The 16,106-nt window shown below is 71.0% G+C and carries 19 protein-coding genes; 6 read left to right on the top strand and 13 right to left on the bottom strand.

Annotated elements, in window-relative coordinates; genetic code table 11:
* Window positions 1-48 precede the first annotated feature (48 nt).
* The 7 genes from IE107_RS22590 to IE107_RS22560 all read right to left on the bottom strand — a co-directional run bounded on the left by IE107_RS22590 (window position 49) and on the right by IE107_RS22560 (window position 6,981).
* Complete coding sequence (locus IE107_RS22590; protein WP_189545695.1) at window positions 49-1,608, bottom strand: DoxX family membrane protein; 1,560 nt, start codon at window positions 1,606-1,608, stop codon at window positions 49-51.
* Window positions 1,609-1,774: 166 nt separating this feature from the next.
* A complete protein-coding gene (gene rlmB / locus IE107_RS22585) occupies window positions 1,775-2,731 on the bottom strand; it encodes a 23S rRNA (guanosine(2251)-2'-O)-methyltransferase RlmB (protein WP_189545694.1) in 957 nt (318 codons plus the stop codon).
* Between the two features lie 83 nt (window positions 2,732-2,814).
* Window positions 2,815-4,218 (bottom strand): cysteine--tRNA ligase, encoded by a 1,404-nt coding sequence (gene cysS / locus IE107_RS22580; RefSeq protein ID WP_189545692.1) that lies wholly within the window; start codon window positions 4,216-4,218, stop codon window positions 2,815-2,817.
* Window positions 4,219-4,300: 82 nt separating this feature from the next.
* On the bottom strand, window positions 4,301-4,705 hold the full coding sequence (locus IE107_RS22575) for a PPOX class F420-dependent oxidoreductase (protein WP_189545690.1): 405 nt from the start codon (window positions 4,703-4,705) through the stop codon (window positions 4,301-4,303).
* A 167-nt stretch (window positions 4,706-4,872) separates the two neighbouring features.
* On the bottom strand, window positions 4,873-5,409 hold the full coding sequence (ispF, locus tag IE107_RS22570) for a 2-C-methyl-D-erythritol 2,4-cyclodiphosphate synthase (protein ID WP_189545688.1): 537 nt from the start codon (window positions 5,407-5,409) through the stop codon (window positions 4,873-4,875).
* Complete coding sequence (gene ispD, locus IE107_RS22565) at window positions 5,399-6,145, bottom strand: 2-C-methyl-D-erythritol 4-phosphate cytidylyltransferase (RefSeq protein WP_189545686.1); 747 nt, start codon at window positions 6,143-6,145, stop codon at window positions 5,399-5,401. Before ispD ends, ispF begins: the two co-directional genes overlap by 11 nt.
* Before the next feature lie 353 nt (window positions 6,146-6,498).
* Window positions 6,499-6,981 (bottom strand): CarD family transcriptional regulator, encoded by a 483-nt coding sequence (locus tag IE107_RS22560; protein ID WP_006380568.1) that lies wholly within the window; start codon window positions 6,979-6,981, stop codon window positions 6,499-6,501.
* 605 nt (window positions 6,982-7,586) lie between these two features.
* On the opposite strand from IE107_RS22560, the gene IE107_RS22555 reads away from it, so the two are divergent.
* Window positions 7,587-8,240 carry a copper chaperone PCu(A)C domain-containing protein gene (locus IE107_RS22555; protein WP_189545684.1) on the top strand — a complete coding sequence of 218 codons (654 nt, stop codon included), beginning with the start codon at window positions 7,587-7,589 and terminating at the stop codon, window positions 8,238-8,240.
* Window positions 8,241-8,349: 109 nt separating this feature from the next.
* On the opposite strand, the gene phoP is transcribed toward IE107_RS22555, so the two are convergent.
* Together phoP and phoR are read right to left on the bottom strand one after the other, a co-directional pair.
* A complete protein-coding gene (phoP, locus tag IE107_RS22550) occupies window positions 8,350-9,021 on the bottom strand; it encodes a two-component system response regulator PhoP (RefSeq protein WP_502974410.1) in 672 nt (223 codons plus the stop codon).
* Between the two features lie 5 nt (window positions 9,022-9,026).
* Window positions 9,027-10,298 carry a two-component system sensor histidine kinase PhoR gene (gene phoR, locus IE107_RS22545; protein ID WP_189545682.1) on the bottom strand — a complete coding sequence of 424 codons (1,272 nt, stop codon included), beginning with the start codon at window positions 10,296-10,298 and terminating at the stop codon, window positions 9,027-9,029.
* Between the two features lie 199 nt (window positions 10,299-10,497).
* On the opposite strand from phoR, the gene phoU reads away from it, so the two are divergent.
* Window positions 10,498-11,175: a phosphate signaling complex protein PhoU gene (phoU, locus tag IE107_RS22540; protein ID WP_189545680.1), complete on the top strand. Its 678-nt coding sequence runs from the start codon at window positions 10,498-10,500 to the stop codon at window positions 11,173-11,175.
* A 168-nt stretch (window positions 11,176-11,343) separates the two neighbouring features.
* A complete protein-coding gene (locus tag IE107_RS22535; RefSeq protein WP_189545678.1) occupies window positions 11,344-11,493 on the top strand; it encodes a hypothetical protein in 150 nt (49 codons plus the stop codon).
* 127 nt (window positions 11,494-11,620) lie between these two features.
* Here IE107_RS22535 and IE107_RS22530 read toward each other — a convergent pair whose 3' ends face one another.
* Window positions 11,621-12,925 carry an MDR family MFS transporter gene (locus IE107_RS22530; RefSeq protein ID WP_189545676.1) on the bottom strand — a complete coding sequence of 435 codons (1,305 nt, stop codon included), beginning with the start codon at window positions 12,923-12,925 and terminating at the stop codon, window positions 11,621-11,623.
* A gap of 206 nt (window positions 12,926-13,131) precedes the next feature.
* Between IE107_RS22530 and IE107_RS22525 the strand changes: the two genes are divergently transcribed.
* A complete protein-coding gene (locus IE107_RS22525) occupies window positions 13,132-13,893 on the top strand; it encodes a phosphoglyceromutase (protein ID WP_189545674.1) in 762 nt (253 codons plus the stop codon).
* A 78-nt stretch (window positions 13,894-13,971) separates the two neighbouring features.
* Here IE107_RS22525 and IE107_RS22520 read toward each other — a convergent pair whose 3' ends face one another.
* Together IE107_RS22520 and IE107_RS22515 are read right to left on the bottom strand one after the other, a co-directional pair.
* Window positions 13,972-14,385 (bottom strand): hypothetical protein, encoded by a 414-nt coding sequence (locus IE107_RS22520; RefSeq protein ID WP_189545672.1) that lies wholly within the window; start codon window positions 14,383-14,385, stop codon window positions 13,972-13,974.
* Window positions 14,382-15,032, bottom strand: coding sequence for an AAA family ATPase (locus IE107_RS22515; protein WP_189545670.1), 651 nt, complete (start codon window positions 15,030-15,032; stop codon window positions 14,382-14,384). Before IE107_RS22515 ends, IE107_RS22520 begins: the two co-directional genes overlap by 4 nt.
* 135 nt (window positions 15,033-15,167) lie before the next feature.
* On the opposite strand from IE107_RS22515, the gene IE107_RS22510 reads away from it, so the two are divergent.
* Together IE107_RS22510 and IE107_RS22505 are read left to right on the top strand one after the other, a co-directional pair.
* On the top strand, window positions 15,168-15,416 hold the full coding sequence (locus IE107_RS22510) for a hypothetical protein (RefSeq protein ID WP_189545668.1): 249 nt from the start codon (window positions 15,168-15,170) through the stop codon (window positions 15,414-15,416).
* Complete coding sequence (locus tag IE107_RS22505) at window positions 15,413-15,655, top strand: hypothetical protein (protein WP_189545666.1); 243 nt, start codon at window positions 15,413-15,415, stop codon at window positions 15,653-15,655. The genes IE107_RS22510 and IE107_RS22505 overlap by 4 nt, the downstream gene beginning before the upstream one ends.
* Window positions 15,656-15,702: 47 nt before the next feature.
* Here the strand turns inward: IE107_RS22505 and IE107_RS22500 are convergent, their stop codons facing one another.
* Window positions 15,703-16,044 (bottom strand): SCO0607 family lipoprotein, encoded by a 342-nt coding sequence (locus IE107_RS22500; protein WP_189545664.1) that lies wholly within the window; start codon window positions 16,042-16,044, stop codon window positions 15,703-15,705.
* Window positions 16,045-16,106 lie beyond the last annotated feature (62 nt).

Below are 16,106 nucleotides of genomic sequence, written 5' to 3'. Positions count from 1 at the left end.
CCGGTTCGTACCGGTGACCGCCCCTTCGCCATGGGCCGGGCCGACGGCTCAGCCGAGCAGGCCGCCGATGGGGTTCTGCCCGCCGCCGGACGTGCCGCCGGTGGAGCCGCCGCCGTCCGACCCGCCGGAGGGGCCGCCGCCCGTGCCGGTGGTGCCGGAGGACGACGGGCCGGAGCTGCCGGACGGGGGCGGCTGCGGGGCCGTCTGCTGCGGGATCTGCCGGCCGGTGCCCTGGGTCTGGCTGGGCTGGCCGGCGCCGGCCGCCTGGCCGGACTCGCGCACGGTGCCCGCGGCAGGCGTGGACGGTGCGGTGGAGGGCGTCGTGGAGGCGGTGCTGCGGGACGGCGCGGGGCGCCGCCCCTCCGGCGTGTGCGAGGCCCCGCCGCTGCGGGACTCCTGCGGGAGCGGGGAGCCGGGGAGCTGGTTGGTCGGGTCGCCGTTCGGGCCGGGCACGGTGACGACCTCGGAGGAGCGGACCGCGCCGCCGAGCACGGAGCCCACGAGCAGGGTGAGACCGACGACGACGGAGGCGACGACGGCGCCCCGGCGCAGCACCCGGCGGCGCAGGTCCCAGATCGCCGAGCGCGGGCCGAGCCTGCGCCAGGCCTCACCGGCGAGCCGTCCGTCGACGGAGCAGACGGGCGCGCCCGCGATGATCAGCGGGCTCCAGGCGGCGAGGTAGATGATGTCGGGCGCGTCGTAGGCGGCGACGGTGCGCCAGCTCACGGTGACCAGCAGGGCGGCGGACAGCAGCGCGCCGACCGAGGCGGCGACCCGCTGCCAGAGGCCGAGGACGGTGAGGACACCGACGACGACCTGGAGGAAGGCGACGGTGAGTCCGGCGCCGACGGGGTGCGAGAGCGCGAAGTCGCGCAGCGGCTCGGCCAGCGCCCAGGGGTGCAGCGAGGTCAGCCACTTGACCATGGAGCCGCGGTCGCCGCCGTCGAAGTAGACGGGGTCGCAGAGCTTGCCCATGCCGGCGTAGATGGAGATGAAGCCGAGGAAGACCCGCAGGGGCAGCAGCACGACGCCGAGGTTCATCCGGCGTCCGGGGTAGTACGCGTGCCGTACGGAGTCGTTGCCCTGGCGCTCGCCGCGGGCCCCGGTCTCCTCGTCGAAGCCGTCCTCGTCGTACCCGTCGTGTGCGTACGGGGCGCTGTCGGCCGAGTCGTAGGCACCGACCGCCTGGCGCATGGGCGGCAGCAGCGGTCCGCCGTCGTAGCGGCCCGGCTGGTGGGGGGCGGTGACGACGGGGTTGGGCCGGGTCTCTTCGAGGAGGTCGATGAGCTGGGTGCCGGCCGTGCCGGGTCCGGCGTCGAACTCCGGGGCCGCGTAGGGGCCGTACCCGGCGTCCGGGCGGCCTGCGGTGGAGTTCCGCACGGCCTGGAGGAGCCCGGTGGCGCCGGGGTCGCCGGGGGCGGACCTGCCGCTCCACACGACGGGCGAGCGCCTGCCGCGGGCCGCTCCTGCGCCGCTCATGGCGGGGATCCTGGGGGCGCCGGCGGGGGCCGGGGCGCGCAGCCGCGGGCGCTGACCGGGGGCCAGCTGCACCCGGAAGCTGGCGTGGTTGACGATGACCTGCGCAGGGTCGCAGTCCACCTTGGTCATGCTCAGGGCAGGTTGTTCGTCGAACCGAGGCGTTCTGGTGTCCACACTCATCTAACCGAGTGATGTGTGTTTAGGACACTGCCTTGACGGGCCCGATGTGTCCGAGACCCGTCAATGGGTCCGGCCGGGGGGCGCCTCCGGTCGGCCGCCCCCGGCCGGGTGGACTTCAGGCCCGGCGCCGCGCGACCTCGTACAGGACGATCCCGGCCGCGACGCCCGCGTTCAGCGACTCCGCGCCGCCCGGCATCGAGATGCGGACCCGGTAGTCGCAGGTCTCGCCGACGAGGCGGCCGAGGCCCTTGCCCTCGCTGCCGATGACGATGACGACGGGCCCGGCGAGCTCCTCCAGGTCCTCGACGGTGTGCTCGCCGTCGGCGGCGAGGCCGACGACCGTGAGGCCGGCCTTCTGGTAGCCCTCCAGGGCGCGGGTCAGGTTCGTCACCCGGGAGACCGGCGTACGGGCCGCCGTACCGGCCGAGGACTTCCAGGCGCCCGCCGTCATCCCGGCCGCGCGCCGCTCGGGCACGACCACGCCGTGGCCGCCGAAGGCGGAGACGGAGCGGACGATCGCGCCCAGGTTGCGCGGGTCGGTGACACCGTCGAGGGCGACGATCAGCGGGTCCTCGCCGTTGTCGTGGGCGGCGGCGGTGAGGTCCTCCGGGTGCGCGTACTCGTACGGCGGGACCTGGAGGACGAGGCCCTGGTGGTTCAGGCCGTTCGTCATCCGGTCCAGTTCGGGGCGCGGGGCCTCCATCAGGTTGATGTTGCCGCGCGCACCGGCGAGCTGGAGCGCGTCGCGGACCCGCTCGTCGTTGTCGATGTACTGCTGGACGTACAGGGTCGTCGCGGGGACACCGTCGCGCAGGGCCTCGTAGACGGGGTTGCGGCCGACGACCATCTCGGACGTGCCCTTGACTCCGCCGCGCCGCGGGGCGGGGCGGCGGGCCGCGGCCTGCTTGGCCTGGGCGTTGGCGATGCGGTTCTTCTTGTGTCCCTTGCGGGCGGAGGCGGGCGGCGTCGGGCCCTTGCCTTCGAGGCCACGGCGTCGCTGCCCACCGCTGCCGACCTGCGCGCCCTTCTTGTTGGACGTGCGGCGGTTCCTGCGCTGGCTGTTCCCGGCCATGACCTACCTGTTTCGTTTCTTCTCAGACATGCGTACGTAAGTGAAGTGTGCCGCCCGGAACGCCGGGCGGCACATGGTGGGGACTACTGGCGCGGGCCGAGTGTCCACCGCGGTCCGGTGGGGCTGTCCTCGATGACGAGTCCGGACTGGTTGAGCTGGTCGCGGATGGCGTCGGCGGCGGGCCAGTCCTTGCGCTCGCGGGCCGACTGGCGCTGGTCGAGCACGAGGCTTACGAGCGTGTCGACGACGCCGTGCAGATCGTCGCCGCGGTCGCTCCCGCCCGCCCAGTGCTCGTCGAGCGGGTCGAGGCCGAGGACGCCGAGCATCGCGCGGACCTCCGCGAGCCGGGCGACGGCGGCTTCCTTGTCGTCGGCGGCCAAGGCGGAGTTGCCCTGGCGGACCGTGGTGTGGACGATCGCGAGCGCCTGCGGGACGCCCAGGTCGTCGTCCATCGCCTCGGCGAAGGCCGGCGGCACCTCGGCGGCGGGCTCGACCGTCTCGCCCGCCTTCTCGGTGACGCGCTGTACGAAGCCCTCGATCCGCGCGAAGGCGGACTCGGCCTCGCGCAGGGCCTCCTCGCTGTACTCGATCATCGACCGGTAGTGCGGGGTGCCGAGGTAGTAGCGCAGCACGATCGGGCGCCAGACCTTGACCATCTCGCTGACCAGCACGGAGTTGCCCAGCGACTTCGACATCTTCTCGCCGGACATGGTGACCCAACCGTTGTGCACCCAGTACTTCGCGAACTCGTCGCCGTACGCCTTGGCCTGGGCGATCTCGTTCTCGTGGTGCGGGAAGATCAGGTCGATGCCGCCGCCGTGGATGTCGAAGGCGGCGCCGAGGTACTTGTGCGCCATGGCGGAGCACTCCAGGTGCCAGCCGGGACGGCCGCGGCCCCACGGGGTCTCCCAGCTGGGCTCGCCGGGCCTGGTCGCCTTCCACATCGCGAAGTCGCGCTGGTCGCGCTTGCCGGTCTCGCCCTCGCCGGACGGCTGGCGCAGATCGTCCAGGTCCTGGTTGGAGAGCTCCAGGTAGCCGGGGAACGAGCGCACGTCGAAGTAGACGTTGCCGTCGGCCGCGTAGGCGTGGCCGCGCTCGATCAGGCCCCGCATCATCTCGATCATCTCGGGGACATGGCCGGTGGCACGGGGTTCGCAGGTGGGCGGGAGGCAGCCGAGCGCGTCGTAGCCGGCGTTGAACGCCCGCTCGTTCTCGTACCCGATCCCCCACCACGGGCGGCCCTGCTCGGCCGACTTCGCGATGATCTTGTCGTCGATGTCGGTGACGTTCCGGACGAACGTGACGTCGTAGCCGCGGTACGCGAACCACCGGCGCATGATGTCGAAGTTCAGCCCGGACCGGATGTGCCCGATGTGCGGGGCGGCCTGGACGGTCGCGCCACAGAGGTAGATCGAGACACAGCCCGCTGTGAGCGGTACGAAGTCACGGATCTGCCGGGCGCTGGTGTCGTACAGGCGAATAGTCACGCCTCAAGGGTAGTGGGCGCGCACCAGTGCCCCGCGACCCCTTGGGGGATCGCGGGGGACGAGTCTTCGTCAGCGGGGCGTCTCAGATGCTTCCGACGACCTTGCGCGGGGTGATCCGGACGACCACGCGCTGGGAGTCGTCGGCGGAGGCGGGGTTGAACTCCGCGTACTTCTTGCCGGTGTACTTCACGGACAGCTCGTCGATGAGCTCCTCGCCGCCCTCGGTGGTCAGGACGGCGGTGCCGCGGATCTCGGCGTAGGTGTACGGGGCGGCGAAGGGCTGCACGACGACGGTGACCCGCGGGTCGCGGCGCAGGTTCTTCTCCTTGCGGCGGCCGACCGTCGTCGAGATGAGCACGTCGTCGCCGTCGCGCTTGGCCCAGACCGGGGAGAGCTGGGGGCTGCCGTCCGGCTGGATGGTGGCGAGGGTGACGAAGACGGGGCTGTCGAGGAGCGCCTGGAGCTCTTCGGAGAGTGCGGCGGTCATGGCGTACGTCCTCCCGGGGGGATCGGTGGTGCCTCTACCCGTACCCCAACCCCGTTCCCGTGCTACCGCTTCCCGGTCCGGCCCACCGGAAGGGTCAAGGCGGGCGGCGTACCGCGTGAGGGGCAGCCGGGCGCGGGCCGCGGGCGGCAGGTCGGGGCCGTGCCGGGTCAGCCGGTGCGGTAGACCAGCGCGGTCGCGATCCCGGCAAGGCCCTCGCCCCGTCCGGTGAAGCCGAGCCCGTCGGAGGTGGCGGCGGAGAGCGAGACGGGCGCCCCCACGGCGGCCGACAGCACCTTCTGGGCCTCGTCGCGCCGCTTGCCGATCTTCGGCCGTACGCCGACGACCTGGACGGCGACATTGCCGATCTCGAAGCCTTCGGCCCGCACGATGCGCGCCGCCTCGGTCAGCAGGGTCACACCGGCGGCGCCGGACCACTCGGGCCGCCCGGTGCCGAAGTGCTGCCCGAGGTCGCCGAGCCCGGCGGCCGAGAAGAGCGCGTTGCACGCGGCGTGCGCGACGACATCGGCGTCCGAGTGCCCGGCCAGGCCGGGTCCCTCGCCCTCCCAGAGCAGCCCCGCGCACCACAGCTCGCGGCCCTCTTCGAAGGCGTGGATGTCGGTGCCGATCCCGACCTGCGGGATCACCGGCCCGGTCCGTTCCCCGGGAGCGGGTCGTCCAAAAACCCCGGAAGCCTCAGAAGCCATCGTTCGCCCTCCTGCGTGCGAGTACCGCCTCGGCCAGCACCAGATCCAGCGGCCGGGTCACCTTGAACGCCTCTTCGTGTCCGGGGACGACCACGACGGGCGCCCCGAGCTGCTCCACCATGCCCGCGTCGTCCGTCGCGCCCTCGCCACTGACGGCGACGGCGGCGTGCGCCCGGACGAGCGTGTCGCGGTCGAAGCCCTGCGGGGTCTGCACGGCACGCAGCCTGGCCCGTACGGGCGTCCCGAGCACCGGCTCCGGCTCCCCCGGCGCACCGGGCTCGACCTCCTTGACGGTGTCGGCCAGCGGCAGCGCGGGGACGACGGCGGGCGCTCCGTCGCGCACCGCCTCGATCACCGCGTCCACCGTGTCGACCGGCACCAGCGGGCGCGCCGCGTCATGGACGAGAACCGCGGAGATGCCCTCCGGCAGCGCGTCGAGGCCGAGCCGCACGGACTCCTGGCGGGTGTCGCCACCGGGCACGACGAGGTAGTCGGTGCGCTCGGGCAGGGCGTGTTCGTCGAGCAGGTTCTTGACCTCGGCGGCGCCGTCCGGCGGCGCTACGACGACGACCAGGGAGACGGAACGGGACGCCGCCATGGCCCGGACCGCGTGGATGAGCATGGGCGTCCCGCTCAGCGCGCGGAGCGCCTTGGGGGCACCCGGACCGAGCCGTACGCCGCGGCCGGCCGCGGGAATCACGGCGGCGGTGCGGTGGGGACGCGATTGATCAGACATCGGTTGCACTCCGAAGGTTCGGCATGTTTGTTTCCACAGCCGACATGGGTATGGCCACAAGCGAGCTGGGCGCCAAGCCGTGACTCGACCGGGCCCTTTCCGTGACATCCGGTCGATTCGGACAAGCCGCACCGGCCGCTCGGGATCGGCTACACAAGATCGCGAGCAACGTATCGGGGGTATCACCGATGAGGCCAACGCATCGGTGAGTCGAGACGTATTCCGGACAGGCCGCGTCAGAATTGAGACACGCCGCGGCCTGATTCAGACATGCCGCGGCGCCCGACGACAAACCGTGAATACGGCTGTCAGCGGGCACCGCGGCACATTGATTACGACCGGCACGAGCCGGTTCAGGACGCGAGAACCTCGTCGAGCAGAGCCTCGGCCTTGTCTTCGTTCGTGTTCTCCGCGAGAGCGAGCTCGCTCACCAGGATCTGGCGAGCCTTGGCGAGCATGCGCTTCTCACCTGCGGAGAGTCCACGCTCGCGCTCACGACGCCACAGGTCGCGAACCACTTCGGCGACCTTGATGACATCGCCGGAGGCGAGCTTCTCGAGATTAGCCTTGTAGCGCCGGGACCAGTTCGTCGGCTCTTCGGCGTACGGTGCGCGAAGCACCTCGAAGACCCGGTCCAGCCCCTCCTGCCCGACCACATCGCGCACACCCACGAACTCCGCATTGTCCGCCGGCACACGAACCGTCAAGTCGCCCTGGGCGACCTTGAGCACCAAGTAGGTCTTGTCCACGCCTTTGATCTGGCGAGTTTCGATAGCCTCGATCAGCGCGGCCCCGTGATGGGGATAGACCACGGTGTCGCCAACCTTGAACGTCATGTGACAGGTACCCCTTCCGTGGCTATCAAGGGTAACACGAGAACTGCTTCTCCTGAATGGCGTTTTCGCAGGTCAGGGCATATCTCGGGGCTTGACAACAGCAACACGCACGTGCTGCGGAAGGCTCACGGGGGACGGTATTCGCAGGTCGGAGCGGTTGTGCAGGCAGGGCGAAACACACACGTCCCACACATCCGGACCGCGCCCCGAAGGGGCTGAACGTCCCGTTTTGCCGGATTCCAGATGATGAACTTTCCGTGCTCCGTTCGGAGATCGATCACCCGTACGGAGGTAACTGCCGTTGATCAATGGAATTGATCAACGGCACGGCGTGATCGGTTATGCGCACGGAATGCGCCACGCTCCATGAATTGATCACCGGTGATATGTGAACGGCATGTGTCACCCGTTTCGGCATGCGCGGCCCGCAGCCCTTTGCCGGGCCCGCGGGCCCGGCCTGATCCAATCGGGATGCCCTAGAGGCGGGTCGGGTGCGGGGCGGGCGGGGCGGCTCGGTAGCCTAAGGCCGCTGACACACCCTTAGGGCGGCTTTACGTCGCTCGCCTCCCGTCCGCAGTCCGAACGTTCAAGGAGTTGCCGCCGCCGTGAGCCGCAGCCTTCGACACGGCGCCCTCGCCGCCACAGCCATCGTGTTCTCGATCGCCTCGCTCGCCGCGTGCGGCGCTGGCAATGACGCAGCGACGCTCAAGGTCAGGCCGGACTCTGCTGCCACCAGCATCGGTGACATCAGCATCCAGAACGCGAACGTCATCACCCAGCCCGAGCTCACCGCCGAGGGCCCGGCCGTCGTCTCCGCGACGCTGTTCAACAGCGGCACGAAGCCGCAGACCCTGGAAGCCGTCACGCTGCCGGGTTCGAGCGCCTCGGTGCAGCTGCACGCGGCCAAGGGTGCCGGGCCGGTCGTGGTCCCGGCCGGCGGCTCGGTGGTCCTCGGCGGCAAGGGCAACGCCGCCGCAGTGATCGAGAACAGCCGCGAGGCCGCCAAGGCGGGCAATGTGCAGTCCGTCGTCTTCAAGTTCAGCTCGACCGGTGAGGTCCCGCTCGCCGCGTTCGTCGTCCCGGCGAAGAGCTACTTCACGGGCTTCGGCCCGAGCACGCTGCCGGTGGCTCCGCAGCAGTCGTCCGAGGCCACGCCGACCAACTCCGCCTCCGGTAAGCCGGCCGGCGCCGCGGGCGAGCCGGGGAACAACGAGGCCACCCCGGGCGACGAGTCGTCCGCCTCGGCGCAGTCCCGCTGACCGCACGCGGACAGCGACACGCGGGCGCGTGAGACGCTGATGCGCGAACGCACGGCGGAGGGCGCCTCCCGTTTCGGGGGGCGCCCTCCGCCGTTCGCGTACCGGGGGTTTACGGCTCGAACTTGTACCCCAGGCCCCGCACCGTCACCAGGAAGCGGGGAGCGCCCGGGTCGGGCTCGATCTTGGCGCGCAGCCGCTTGACGTGGACGTCGAGGGTCTTGGTGTCCCCCACGTAGTCCGCGCCCCACACGCGGTCGATCAGCTGCATGCGGGTCAGGACCCGGCCCGCGTTGCGCAGCAGCATCTCCAGCAGGTCGAACTCCTTGAGCGGGAGGTCGACCTTGCCACCGGCGACCGTGACGACGTGACGGTCCACGTCCATCCGCACCGGGCCCGCCTCCAGGGCGGCCGGCGTGACCTCCTCCGGCTCGCCGCGGCGGCGCAGTACCGCGCGGATACGGGCGACCAGCTCCCGCGAGGAGAACGGCTTGGTCACGTAGTCGTCGGCTCCTATTTCCAGGCCGACGACCTTGTCGATCTCGCTGTCCTTCGCCGTGACCATGATCACGGGGACATTGGACCTGCTGCGCAGCTGACGGCAGACCTCCGTGCCGGGCAGGCCCGGCAGCATCAGGTCGAGCAGCACGAGGTCGGCGCCGTTGCGCTCGAACTCGTCAAGCCCGTCCGGGCCCGTGGCCGCGACGGCGACCTCGAAGCCCTCCTTGCGGAGCATGTAGGACAGGGCGTCGCTGAAGGATTCCTCATCCTCGACGACGAGCACTCGGGTCACGGAAGGACCTCCGGGGCAGGGAATGGTTCAAGGGTGTCGGGGTGAGCGGGTCCATGGGGGCCCTCGTCGCCGTTGACGACGGGCGGTCCCGAGCTGCGGTCCCGTTCCCGTACGGAGCCCGCTTCGGGCAGCCGCAGGGTGAAGGTGGAGCCCTGGCCCTCCGAGCTCCAGACCGTGACCTCCCCGCCGTGCGAGGCGGCCACGTGTTTCACGATGGCGAGGCCGAGGCCGGTGCCACCGGTGGCCCGTGAGCGGGCCGGGTCGACGCGGTAGAAGCGTTCGAAGACCCGCTCGCGGTCCTTCTCCGAGATGCCGATGCCCTGGTCGGTCACGGCAATCTCGATCTGGTCCCCGCCCGGCAGGGACAACCGCCTGGCGGCGATCCCCACTCGGGTGCGGGCGGGGCTGTAGTTGACGGCGTTCTCGACGAGATTGCCGAGCGCCGCGGCGAGCTGGCCGCGGTTGCCCCAGATCCGGAGCTCCGCGGTGCCGCCCGCCGCCATGGTGATCTGCTTCGAGCCGGCCTGCTGGCGGCAGCGGTCGATGGCCTCGGCCACCAGCTCGTCCACCCGGACCGGTTCGGAGTCCTCCAGCGGGTCGTCGTTCTGCACCCGCGAGAGGTCGATGATCTCCTGTACGAGGTTGGTCAGCCTGGTCGCCTCGATCTGCATCCGGCCCGCGAAGCGTTCCACCGCCTCCGGGTCGTCGGAGGCGTCCATCACGGCCTCGGAGAGCAGCGAGAGCGCGCCGACCGGGGTCTTGAGCTCATGGCTGACATTGGCGACGAAGTCGCGCCGTACCGCTTCTATCCTGCGGGCCTCGGTGAGGTCCTCGACCAGCAGGAGCACCAGCCGGGAGCCGAGCGGGGCGACCCGGGCGGAGACCGCGAGGGCCTCGCCGCGGCCCGTACCGCGCCGGGGGAGGTCCAGCTCCCCCTGCCGTATCTCACCGTCGCGCCGGGTGTCCCTGGCCATGTTCAGCATCGCTTCGACGGCGAGCCGTCCACCCCTGACCAGTCCCAGCGCATAGGCGGCCGAGCTGGCCTTGACCACGCTGTCGCTCTCGTCGAGCACGACCGCCGAGGAGCTGAGCACGGACAGGACCGTGTCCACCCCGGGCGGCAGGGGCGCGTTGCTGTCGGGCCGCATGGAGGTCCGCGTCGGCTTCTTCTGGTCGCGCTCGCTCCAGCGGAACGCGAGCATGGCGATCACGCCGGTACACGCACCGCCGATCGCCGCAGCTGCGGCGACTGCCGCGTTCACGTCCATAACGTCAAGGTTATGCGGGTGCGAGAGGACTCTCCCAGCCATCCGAGTGCGTATCCGAACACTCGTCGCCCAGAGTTCACCGAGGGGCAAGAGCTGGTTCACTTGGGCGGCCGGAAGCCGTCGCGTACGCCGCTCAGGGTGGCAGCGTGGGGTTCGAACCGTGCCCCGGCCTTACACAGAGGACTGGAGAGGGACTTCCATGCGTGACGCGTACCACGAGGAACTCGACTCGATCGGCGAAGGGCTGGTCGAGATGGCCCGTCTCGTCGGGTCGGCGATCGGCCGGGCGACGACGTCCATGCTCGATGCCGATCTCAAGCTCGCGGAGAGCGTGATCGCCGCCGACCAGAAGGTGGACGACCTTCAGCACGACCTGGAGGCGCGGGCCATCGCCCTGCTCGCGCGTCAGCAGCCCGTGGCGACGGATCTGCGCATCGTGGTCACCTCCCTGCGGATGAGCGCCGACCTGGAGCGCTCGGGCGACCTCGCCCAGCACGTCGCCAAGCTGGCCCGGCTCCGGTTCCCGCAGTCGGCGGTGCCGCACGACCTGCACGCCACCATTCTGGAGATGGGGCAGCTGGCGCAGCGCCTGATGGCCAAGGCCGCCGAGGTGATCATCACCAAGGACGTCGATCTGGCGCTCCAGCTGGAGCAGGACGACGACGAGATGGACCTGCTGCACCGCACGCTCTTCCAGCACCTGATGGACGACCGCTGGAAGCACGGCATCGAGACCGCCGTCGACGTGACCCTGCTCGGCCGCTACTACGAGCGCTTCGCGGACCACGCGGTGTCGGTGGCCAAGCGGGTCGTCTACCTGGTGACGGGCGAGTACGCCGACGAGATCCAGCAGCAGACATCGGTGGAGGGCGCGTAGGCGCACATGGGCACACCGGTCGCACACGTGTTTCTGCACGCATGCGCCGTTGATGCGCCCGCCGGGGTGGGCATGCAATGGGGTGGGGCGGCGCGCCTTGTCCGTACGCCCCGGTCGTACGCGCGTCGCTGTGACGTACGGCCCTGTCGTACACCTTGAGGAGGAACCATGGCCGATTCCCCCACGACCGAACCCCAGCAGGAGGCACCCGCCGAAGTGGTGCACCTGACCCTGCTCGGCGCCTGCGGCTGCGGCTCCGGCTGCGGCTGCGGCTGCCAGTCCGGGGCCCCGTGCCAGTGCGGTGGCTGCTGCGGCTGACCGGCCGCCACGAAGTGCCGGGTGCGCCCCGCGCGGAGACGAAAAGCTTCGCGCGGGGCGCCACTGTGTGCGGGTGGCGCGTGCGGGGCGCCGCCGGGTACGGGCGGCGTGTGCGGGGCCGCGGCTCTCAGGCCGTCCGCTCGGCGGCGGCCTCGGCCGCGGAAACAGACTCCGCCGCGCCGCTCTCCGCGACCCGGCCGGTCTCCGCCGCCCCGTCCCGGCCCGGAAGGTTCCGCATCAGCAGCCAGTACCCCAGCGCGGCCCCGGTCCCCAGGACGGCGCACGCGCCCCATAGCCACTGCGCCCCGAAGCGGTCGATCACCTGGCCCGACATCAGCGGCGCGACCAGCGCGGCCGCGGACCACGACAGCGTGTACATGCCCTGGTAGCGGCCACGGCCGCGGGCCGGCGACAGCCGGACGACCAGGCTGCTCTGGATCGGCGAGTTGACGATCTCGGCGACCGTCCAGACGCAGATGGTCAGCGCGTAGACCGCGACCGACCCGGCGAACGCGGTCAGCCCGAACCCGTACCCCGCCAGCAGCGACGACACGACGAGCAGCCGACGCGGGTCGCGGTGCTGGATGAAGCGGGTGACGGGGATTTGGAGCGCCACGATCAGCACCCCGTTGACGGCGACCGCCGTGCCGAAGTCGGAGCTGGAGAAGCCGTCCGCCCCCATCGCCACCGGCAGCCCCACGTACCCCTGCTGGAAGATCAGGGCGATGACGAAGGACAACCCGACGACGCTCATGAACCGCCCGTCGCGCAGCACGGTGGAGAGCCGGACCTCCTGAGCACCGTCGTCGACCGCGCGCCCGGCCACCACCGGCTTCTCCGGCCGTGTCTCGGGCACCTTCATGAAGACGACGACGGCGCAGGCCAGCGTCATCGCGGCCTCGCCGAGGAACCCGGCGAGATAGCTGTACTCGGCGACGAAGCCGGCACCTGCCGACGAGACGGCGAAGCCGAGGTTGATGGCCCAGTAGTTGAGCGAGAAGGCCCGCACCCGGTCCTCGGGCCGGACGATGTCGGCCATCATCGCCTGCACGGCGGGCCGCGACGCGTTGCTGGCCATGCCGACGAGGAAGGCGACCGCCGCGATCGCCACCGGGTGGACCATGAACCCGAGCAGCGCCACGGACGCGGCCGTCGACGTCTGCGCGATGAGCATGGTGGGCCGACGGCCGAGCCGGTCGGTCATCACGCCCGCCCCGAGCGAGGAGACGACCCCGCCGAGGCCGTGCAGCGCGGCGACCAGTCCGGCGTACGAGGCCGAGTAGCCCCGGTCCAGGGTCAGGTAGAGCGCCATGAACGTGGCGACGAAGCCGCCGAGGCGGTTGACCAGCGTGCTGGTCCACAGCCACCAGAACTGCCTCGGGAGCCCGGACACCGATTCACGCGCGGCCCGTCTGAGACCTGCGACAGACATACGGAATCCCCCCGGGGAAGTACGGAACGAGCAGCGCCGGTAAGAGGCCCGGCTGCTGTCCGAACGTTACGAATCCTGGATTCCGGTCCGCCAGTCAATTGACGCCTGCCGTCAATCGTCCCGCTCCCGGCCGCCCGCCGTGGCCGTCCCGTCCGCCCTGTGACCAGCTGCGCGGCGCCCGGACGGGTTCGATTACGCTCGGACGCATGGCCGACGCACCGTACAAGCTGATCCTCCTCCGCCACGGCGAGAGCGAATGGAACGCGAAGAACCTGTTCACCGGCTGGGTGGACGTCAACCTCACGGAGAAGGGCGAGAAGGAGGCAGTCCGCGGCGGTGAGCTGCTCAAGGACGCCGGTCTGCTCCCCGATGTCCTGCACACCTCCCTCCAGAAGCGCGCCATCCGCACCGCGCAGCTCGCGCTGGAGTCCGCGGACCGCCACTGGATCCCGGTCCACCGCACCTGGCGGCTGAACGAGCGCCACTACGGCGCCCTCCAGGGCAAGAACAAGGCGCAGACGCTCGCCGAGTTCGGCGAGGAGCAGTTCATGCTCTGGCGCCGCTCCTACGACACCCCGCCGCCCGCCCTGGAGGACGGCACCGAGTTCTCGCAGAGCGACGACCCGCGCTACGCGACGATCCCGCCGGAGCTGCGCCCGCGCACCGAGTGCCTCAAGGACGTCGTCGCCCGCATGCTGCCGTACTGGTACGACGGCATCGTCCCGGACCTCCTCGACGGCCGGACCGTCCTGGTCGCCGCCCACGGCAACAGCCTCCGGGCCCTGGTCAAGCACCTCGACGGCATCTCCGACGCCGACATCGCGGGCCTGAACATCCCGACCGGCATCCCGCTCGTCTACGAGCTGGACGCCGACTTCCGCCCCGTGAAGCCGGGCGGCACGTACCTCGACCCGGAAGCGGCGAAGGCCGCCATCGAGGCCGTGAAGAACCAGGGCAAGAAGAAGTAAGCAGCGCCGGATGCTCCGGACGAGCCCCCTGCACGCGGTTGTCCCGCGGGCAGGGGGCTCCTGGTTTCTTCGCTTCCCTCACCCGAGCCGTTCGTCCGGGTCGCCGCACAGGCCGCCGACCTCGTCCGCGAGTGCCGCGTCCCGCATGCCCGGCAGGGCGTAGCCCTCGTTCTCGTCCCAGGGGACGTCGCTGTCGTCCATGTGGACGTGCCAGTCCGCTCCCCCGACGGCGCGGCGCAACTCGGTGACGGAGTCGAGCACATGGGCTGTCACCGGCAGCCACCGGCCGGGGTCGCCCGGCAGTTTGGTGGACCCGGCGAGGATCTCGTCGTCCTCGTCGCCTTCGTCACCCGGGCCGTACAGGAACAGGCCCTCCTCGTCGTCGTACGGGAACGACTTCGCGCGCTCGGCGACCACGCGCTCGACGGCGGCCGATTCGGTGTCGGTCAGCGGCTGTGCCCGGCGGGCGCTGTAGTAGAGGGAAACGCTCATGGCCCGAGCGTAGGGCGGGGGTGTGACAACACCGGCCCGTCCTGCCCCAACGCTCCCTCCACACGCCCCGCGAGGCCGGTCCAGGGGCGGCACTCGACCACCGGCAGTCCGTGCCGGGCCGCCTGGTCGGCGAGCCAGTGCGAGTACGCGGCGCTGACCTGTGCCCGGTGCCGCTGTTCGCCGCTGCCGGGCTCCCGGGCGGCGTAGTTGGCGAGGATCTGTTCCGGGTCCTGTTCGTGGAGGAACACCGCCCGCACCCGGCGGCCGGCCGCCCGTCCCTCGCGGATGGCTTCCGCCGCGGCGGCCGGGGTGAGGTAGTCGCCCTCGATCACGGCGGGGACGTCGACGGTCAGCCGGTTGCGGACCACGCCCAGCACCGCGGGTTCGAGGGCCCTGGCGGTGGCGATCTGAAGGTCCAGCACCTGGTCGACGGTGAGCCGCGCCGTGTCGGGAATGCCGTCGAAGTGGTGGAGTGCGGGGTGGTGTTCGGCCGTCGTCATGGCCTCGACGGCGCTGACGACGTCGTCGAACTCGACCACGAACCCCTTCGACTCGTCCGATTCACCGGCCAGTTGGGCCGCCGCCCGGCTCTTCCCGACGCCCGAGGCGCCACCGATCAACAATATGTCCCATGATGTCACTGTCACGGGGCGAACGTATCGCGTGGGTTCCGTGCCCACCGTCGGCGCCGGCGCTACGGTGACCCGAGTACCGGCCCTCGCACGGGCGGAGCCGACCGGACGGGCCGTGCGAAGAGAGCAAGGAGAGCGGGGAGAGCAACCATGGGCGAGCCCCTGAAAACCTTTGTCGGCGGTGCCGAGGTCGACGTGCCCAACAGCATTCCGGCCATCCGGGCCACCCTGCCCGAGGAGCGGCGCGAGGAGTTCGACCGCGCCATCAACGAGGCGGGGGTGCACGAGATCCAGGCGGTGATGCGGCACTGGATGCTGGAGGCCGTACCCGATCCGGAGGCCGAGCAGATCCTGGACCGGCTGGCACAGGACGAGGCCGAGAGGCGGAGCGTCGCTTGAGCTACCGCATCTCCTACGCACCGCCCGCCGACGACTCCCTGGCCAAGATGCGCGACGGCGAGACCTTCCGCGCCGAGATGGCACGCACCCTGGGCCTCGACCCGTACGGACACGGGTCGTCGGCCGTCAAGAGCGAACGCGACCGCCGCGAGGCGACGGTCGCCGGGGCGATCGTGCTCTATTACGTCTCCGGGACCGTGCTGATCGTCACCGTGGTGAGGCTCGTTCCGCTGCCCTGAGCCGTCAGCGGCCTCACACTGCCCGGGAGTTGGCAGCAGCCTCACCACTAGGAGCCGGCGGGGACCTCGATGATCCTGCCGTTCTTGTCCACGCTGTGGGTCCGCCAGTACATGTCCCACTTGTCGTCCACGTGCTCGGGGACCTTGCCCTTCGGGTAGCGGACGTACCCCTTCGGCGGGTCCTCGTCGTCGGACACGCAGGCCGATCCGGTGCCCCCGATCGTCATGACCGGGTACTCGCCGCCGCTGCAGATGGCGTCCTGCATCGAGCAGCCCGTGGTCAGTACCGCCACGGTCGCGGCGGCGAGGGCGAGTCCCGCTGCGGAACGGCTCGCGCGGCGCCCGCCCCTCGCAGTCGCCGCCCGGCCGATTCTGCTGATCCCGTACATGAGCGCTCCTCCGTGCCGACTGATACTCCCAGCCTGCACGGAGCGCGAAAAATCGATCATGA

It is taken from the genome of Streptomyces gelaticus (genome assembly GCF_014649535.1).
Taxonomy (GTDB): domain Bacteria; phylum Actinomycetota; class Actinomycetes; order Streptomycetales; family Streptomycetaceae; genus Streptomyces; species Streptomyces gelaticus.
Note: the sequence above shows the minus strand (reverse complement) of the source record. Positions and strands in the feature narration are given on the sequence as shown.

Excerpts from the sequence above, each read along its gene's own strand:
- IE107_RS22590 (WP_189545695.1), bottom strand. The coding sequence starts at position 1,608 with ATGACCAAGGTGGACTGCGACCCTGCGCAGGTCATCGTCAACCACGCC.
- rlmB (WP_189545694.1), bottom strand. The coding sequence starts at position 2,731 with ATGGCCGGGAACAGCCAGCGCAGGAACCGCCGCACGTCCAACAAGAAG.
- IE107_RS22575 (WP_189545690.1), bottom strand. The coding sequence starts at position 4,705 with ATGACCGCCGCACTCTCCGAAGAGCTCCAGGCGCTCCTCGACAGCCCC.
- ispF (WP_189545688.1), bottom strand. The coding sequence starts at position 5,409 with ATGGCTTCTGAGGCTTCCGGGGTTTTTGGACGACCCGCTCCCGGGGAA.
- ispD (WP_189545686.1), bottom strand. The coding sequence starts at position 6,145 with ATGTCTGATCAATCGCGTCCCCACCGCACCGCCGCCGTGATTCCCGCG.
- IE107_RS22560 (WP_006380568.1), bottom strand. The coding sequence starts at position 6,981 with ATGACGTTCAAGGTTGGCGACACCGTGGTCTATCCCCATCACGGGGCC.
- phoR (WP_189545682.1), bottom strand. The coding sequence starts at position 10,298 with ATGGACGTGAACGCGGCAGTCGCCGCAGCTGCGGCGATCGGCGGTGCG.
- phoU (WP_189545680.1), top strand. The coding sequence starts at position 10,498 with ATGCGTGACGCGTACCACGAGGAACTCGACTCGATCGGCGAAGGGCTG.
- IE107_RS22535 (WP_189545678.1), top strand. The coding sequence starts at position 11,344 with ATGGCCGATTCCCCCACGACCGAACCCCAGCAGGAGGCACCCGCCGAA.
- IE107_RS22530 (WP_189545676.1), bottom strand. The coding sequence starts at position 12,925 with ATGTCTGTCGCAGGTCTCAGACGGGCCGCGCGTGAATCGGTGTCCGGG.
- IE107_RS22525 (WP_189545674.1), top strand. The coding sequence starts at position 13,132 with ATGGCCGACGCACCGTACAAGCTGATCCTCCTCCGCCACGGCGAGAGC.
- IE107_RS22520 (WP_189545672.1), bottom strand. The coding sequence starts at position 14,385 with ATGAGCGTTTCCCTCTACTACAGCGCCCGCCGGGCACAGCCGCTGACC.
- IE107_RS22510 (WP_189545668.1), top strand. The coding sequence starts at position 15,168 with ATGGGCGAGCCCCTGAAAACCTTTGTCGGCGGTGCCGAGGTCGACGTG.
- IE107_RS22500 (WP_189545664.1), bottom strand. The coding sequence starts at position 16,044 with ATGTACGGGATCAGCAGAATCGGCCGGGCGGCGACTGCGAGGGGCGGG.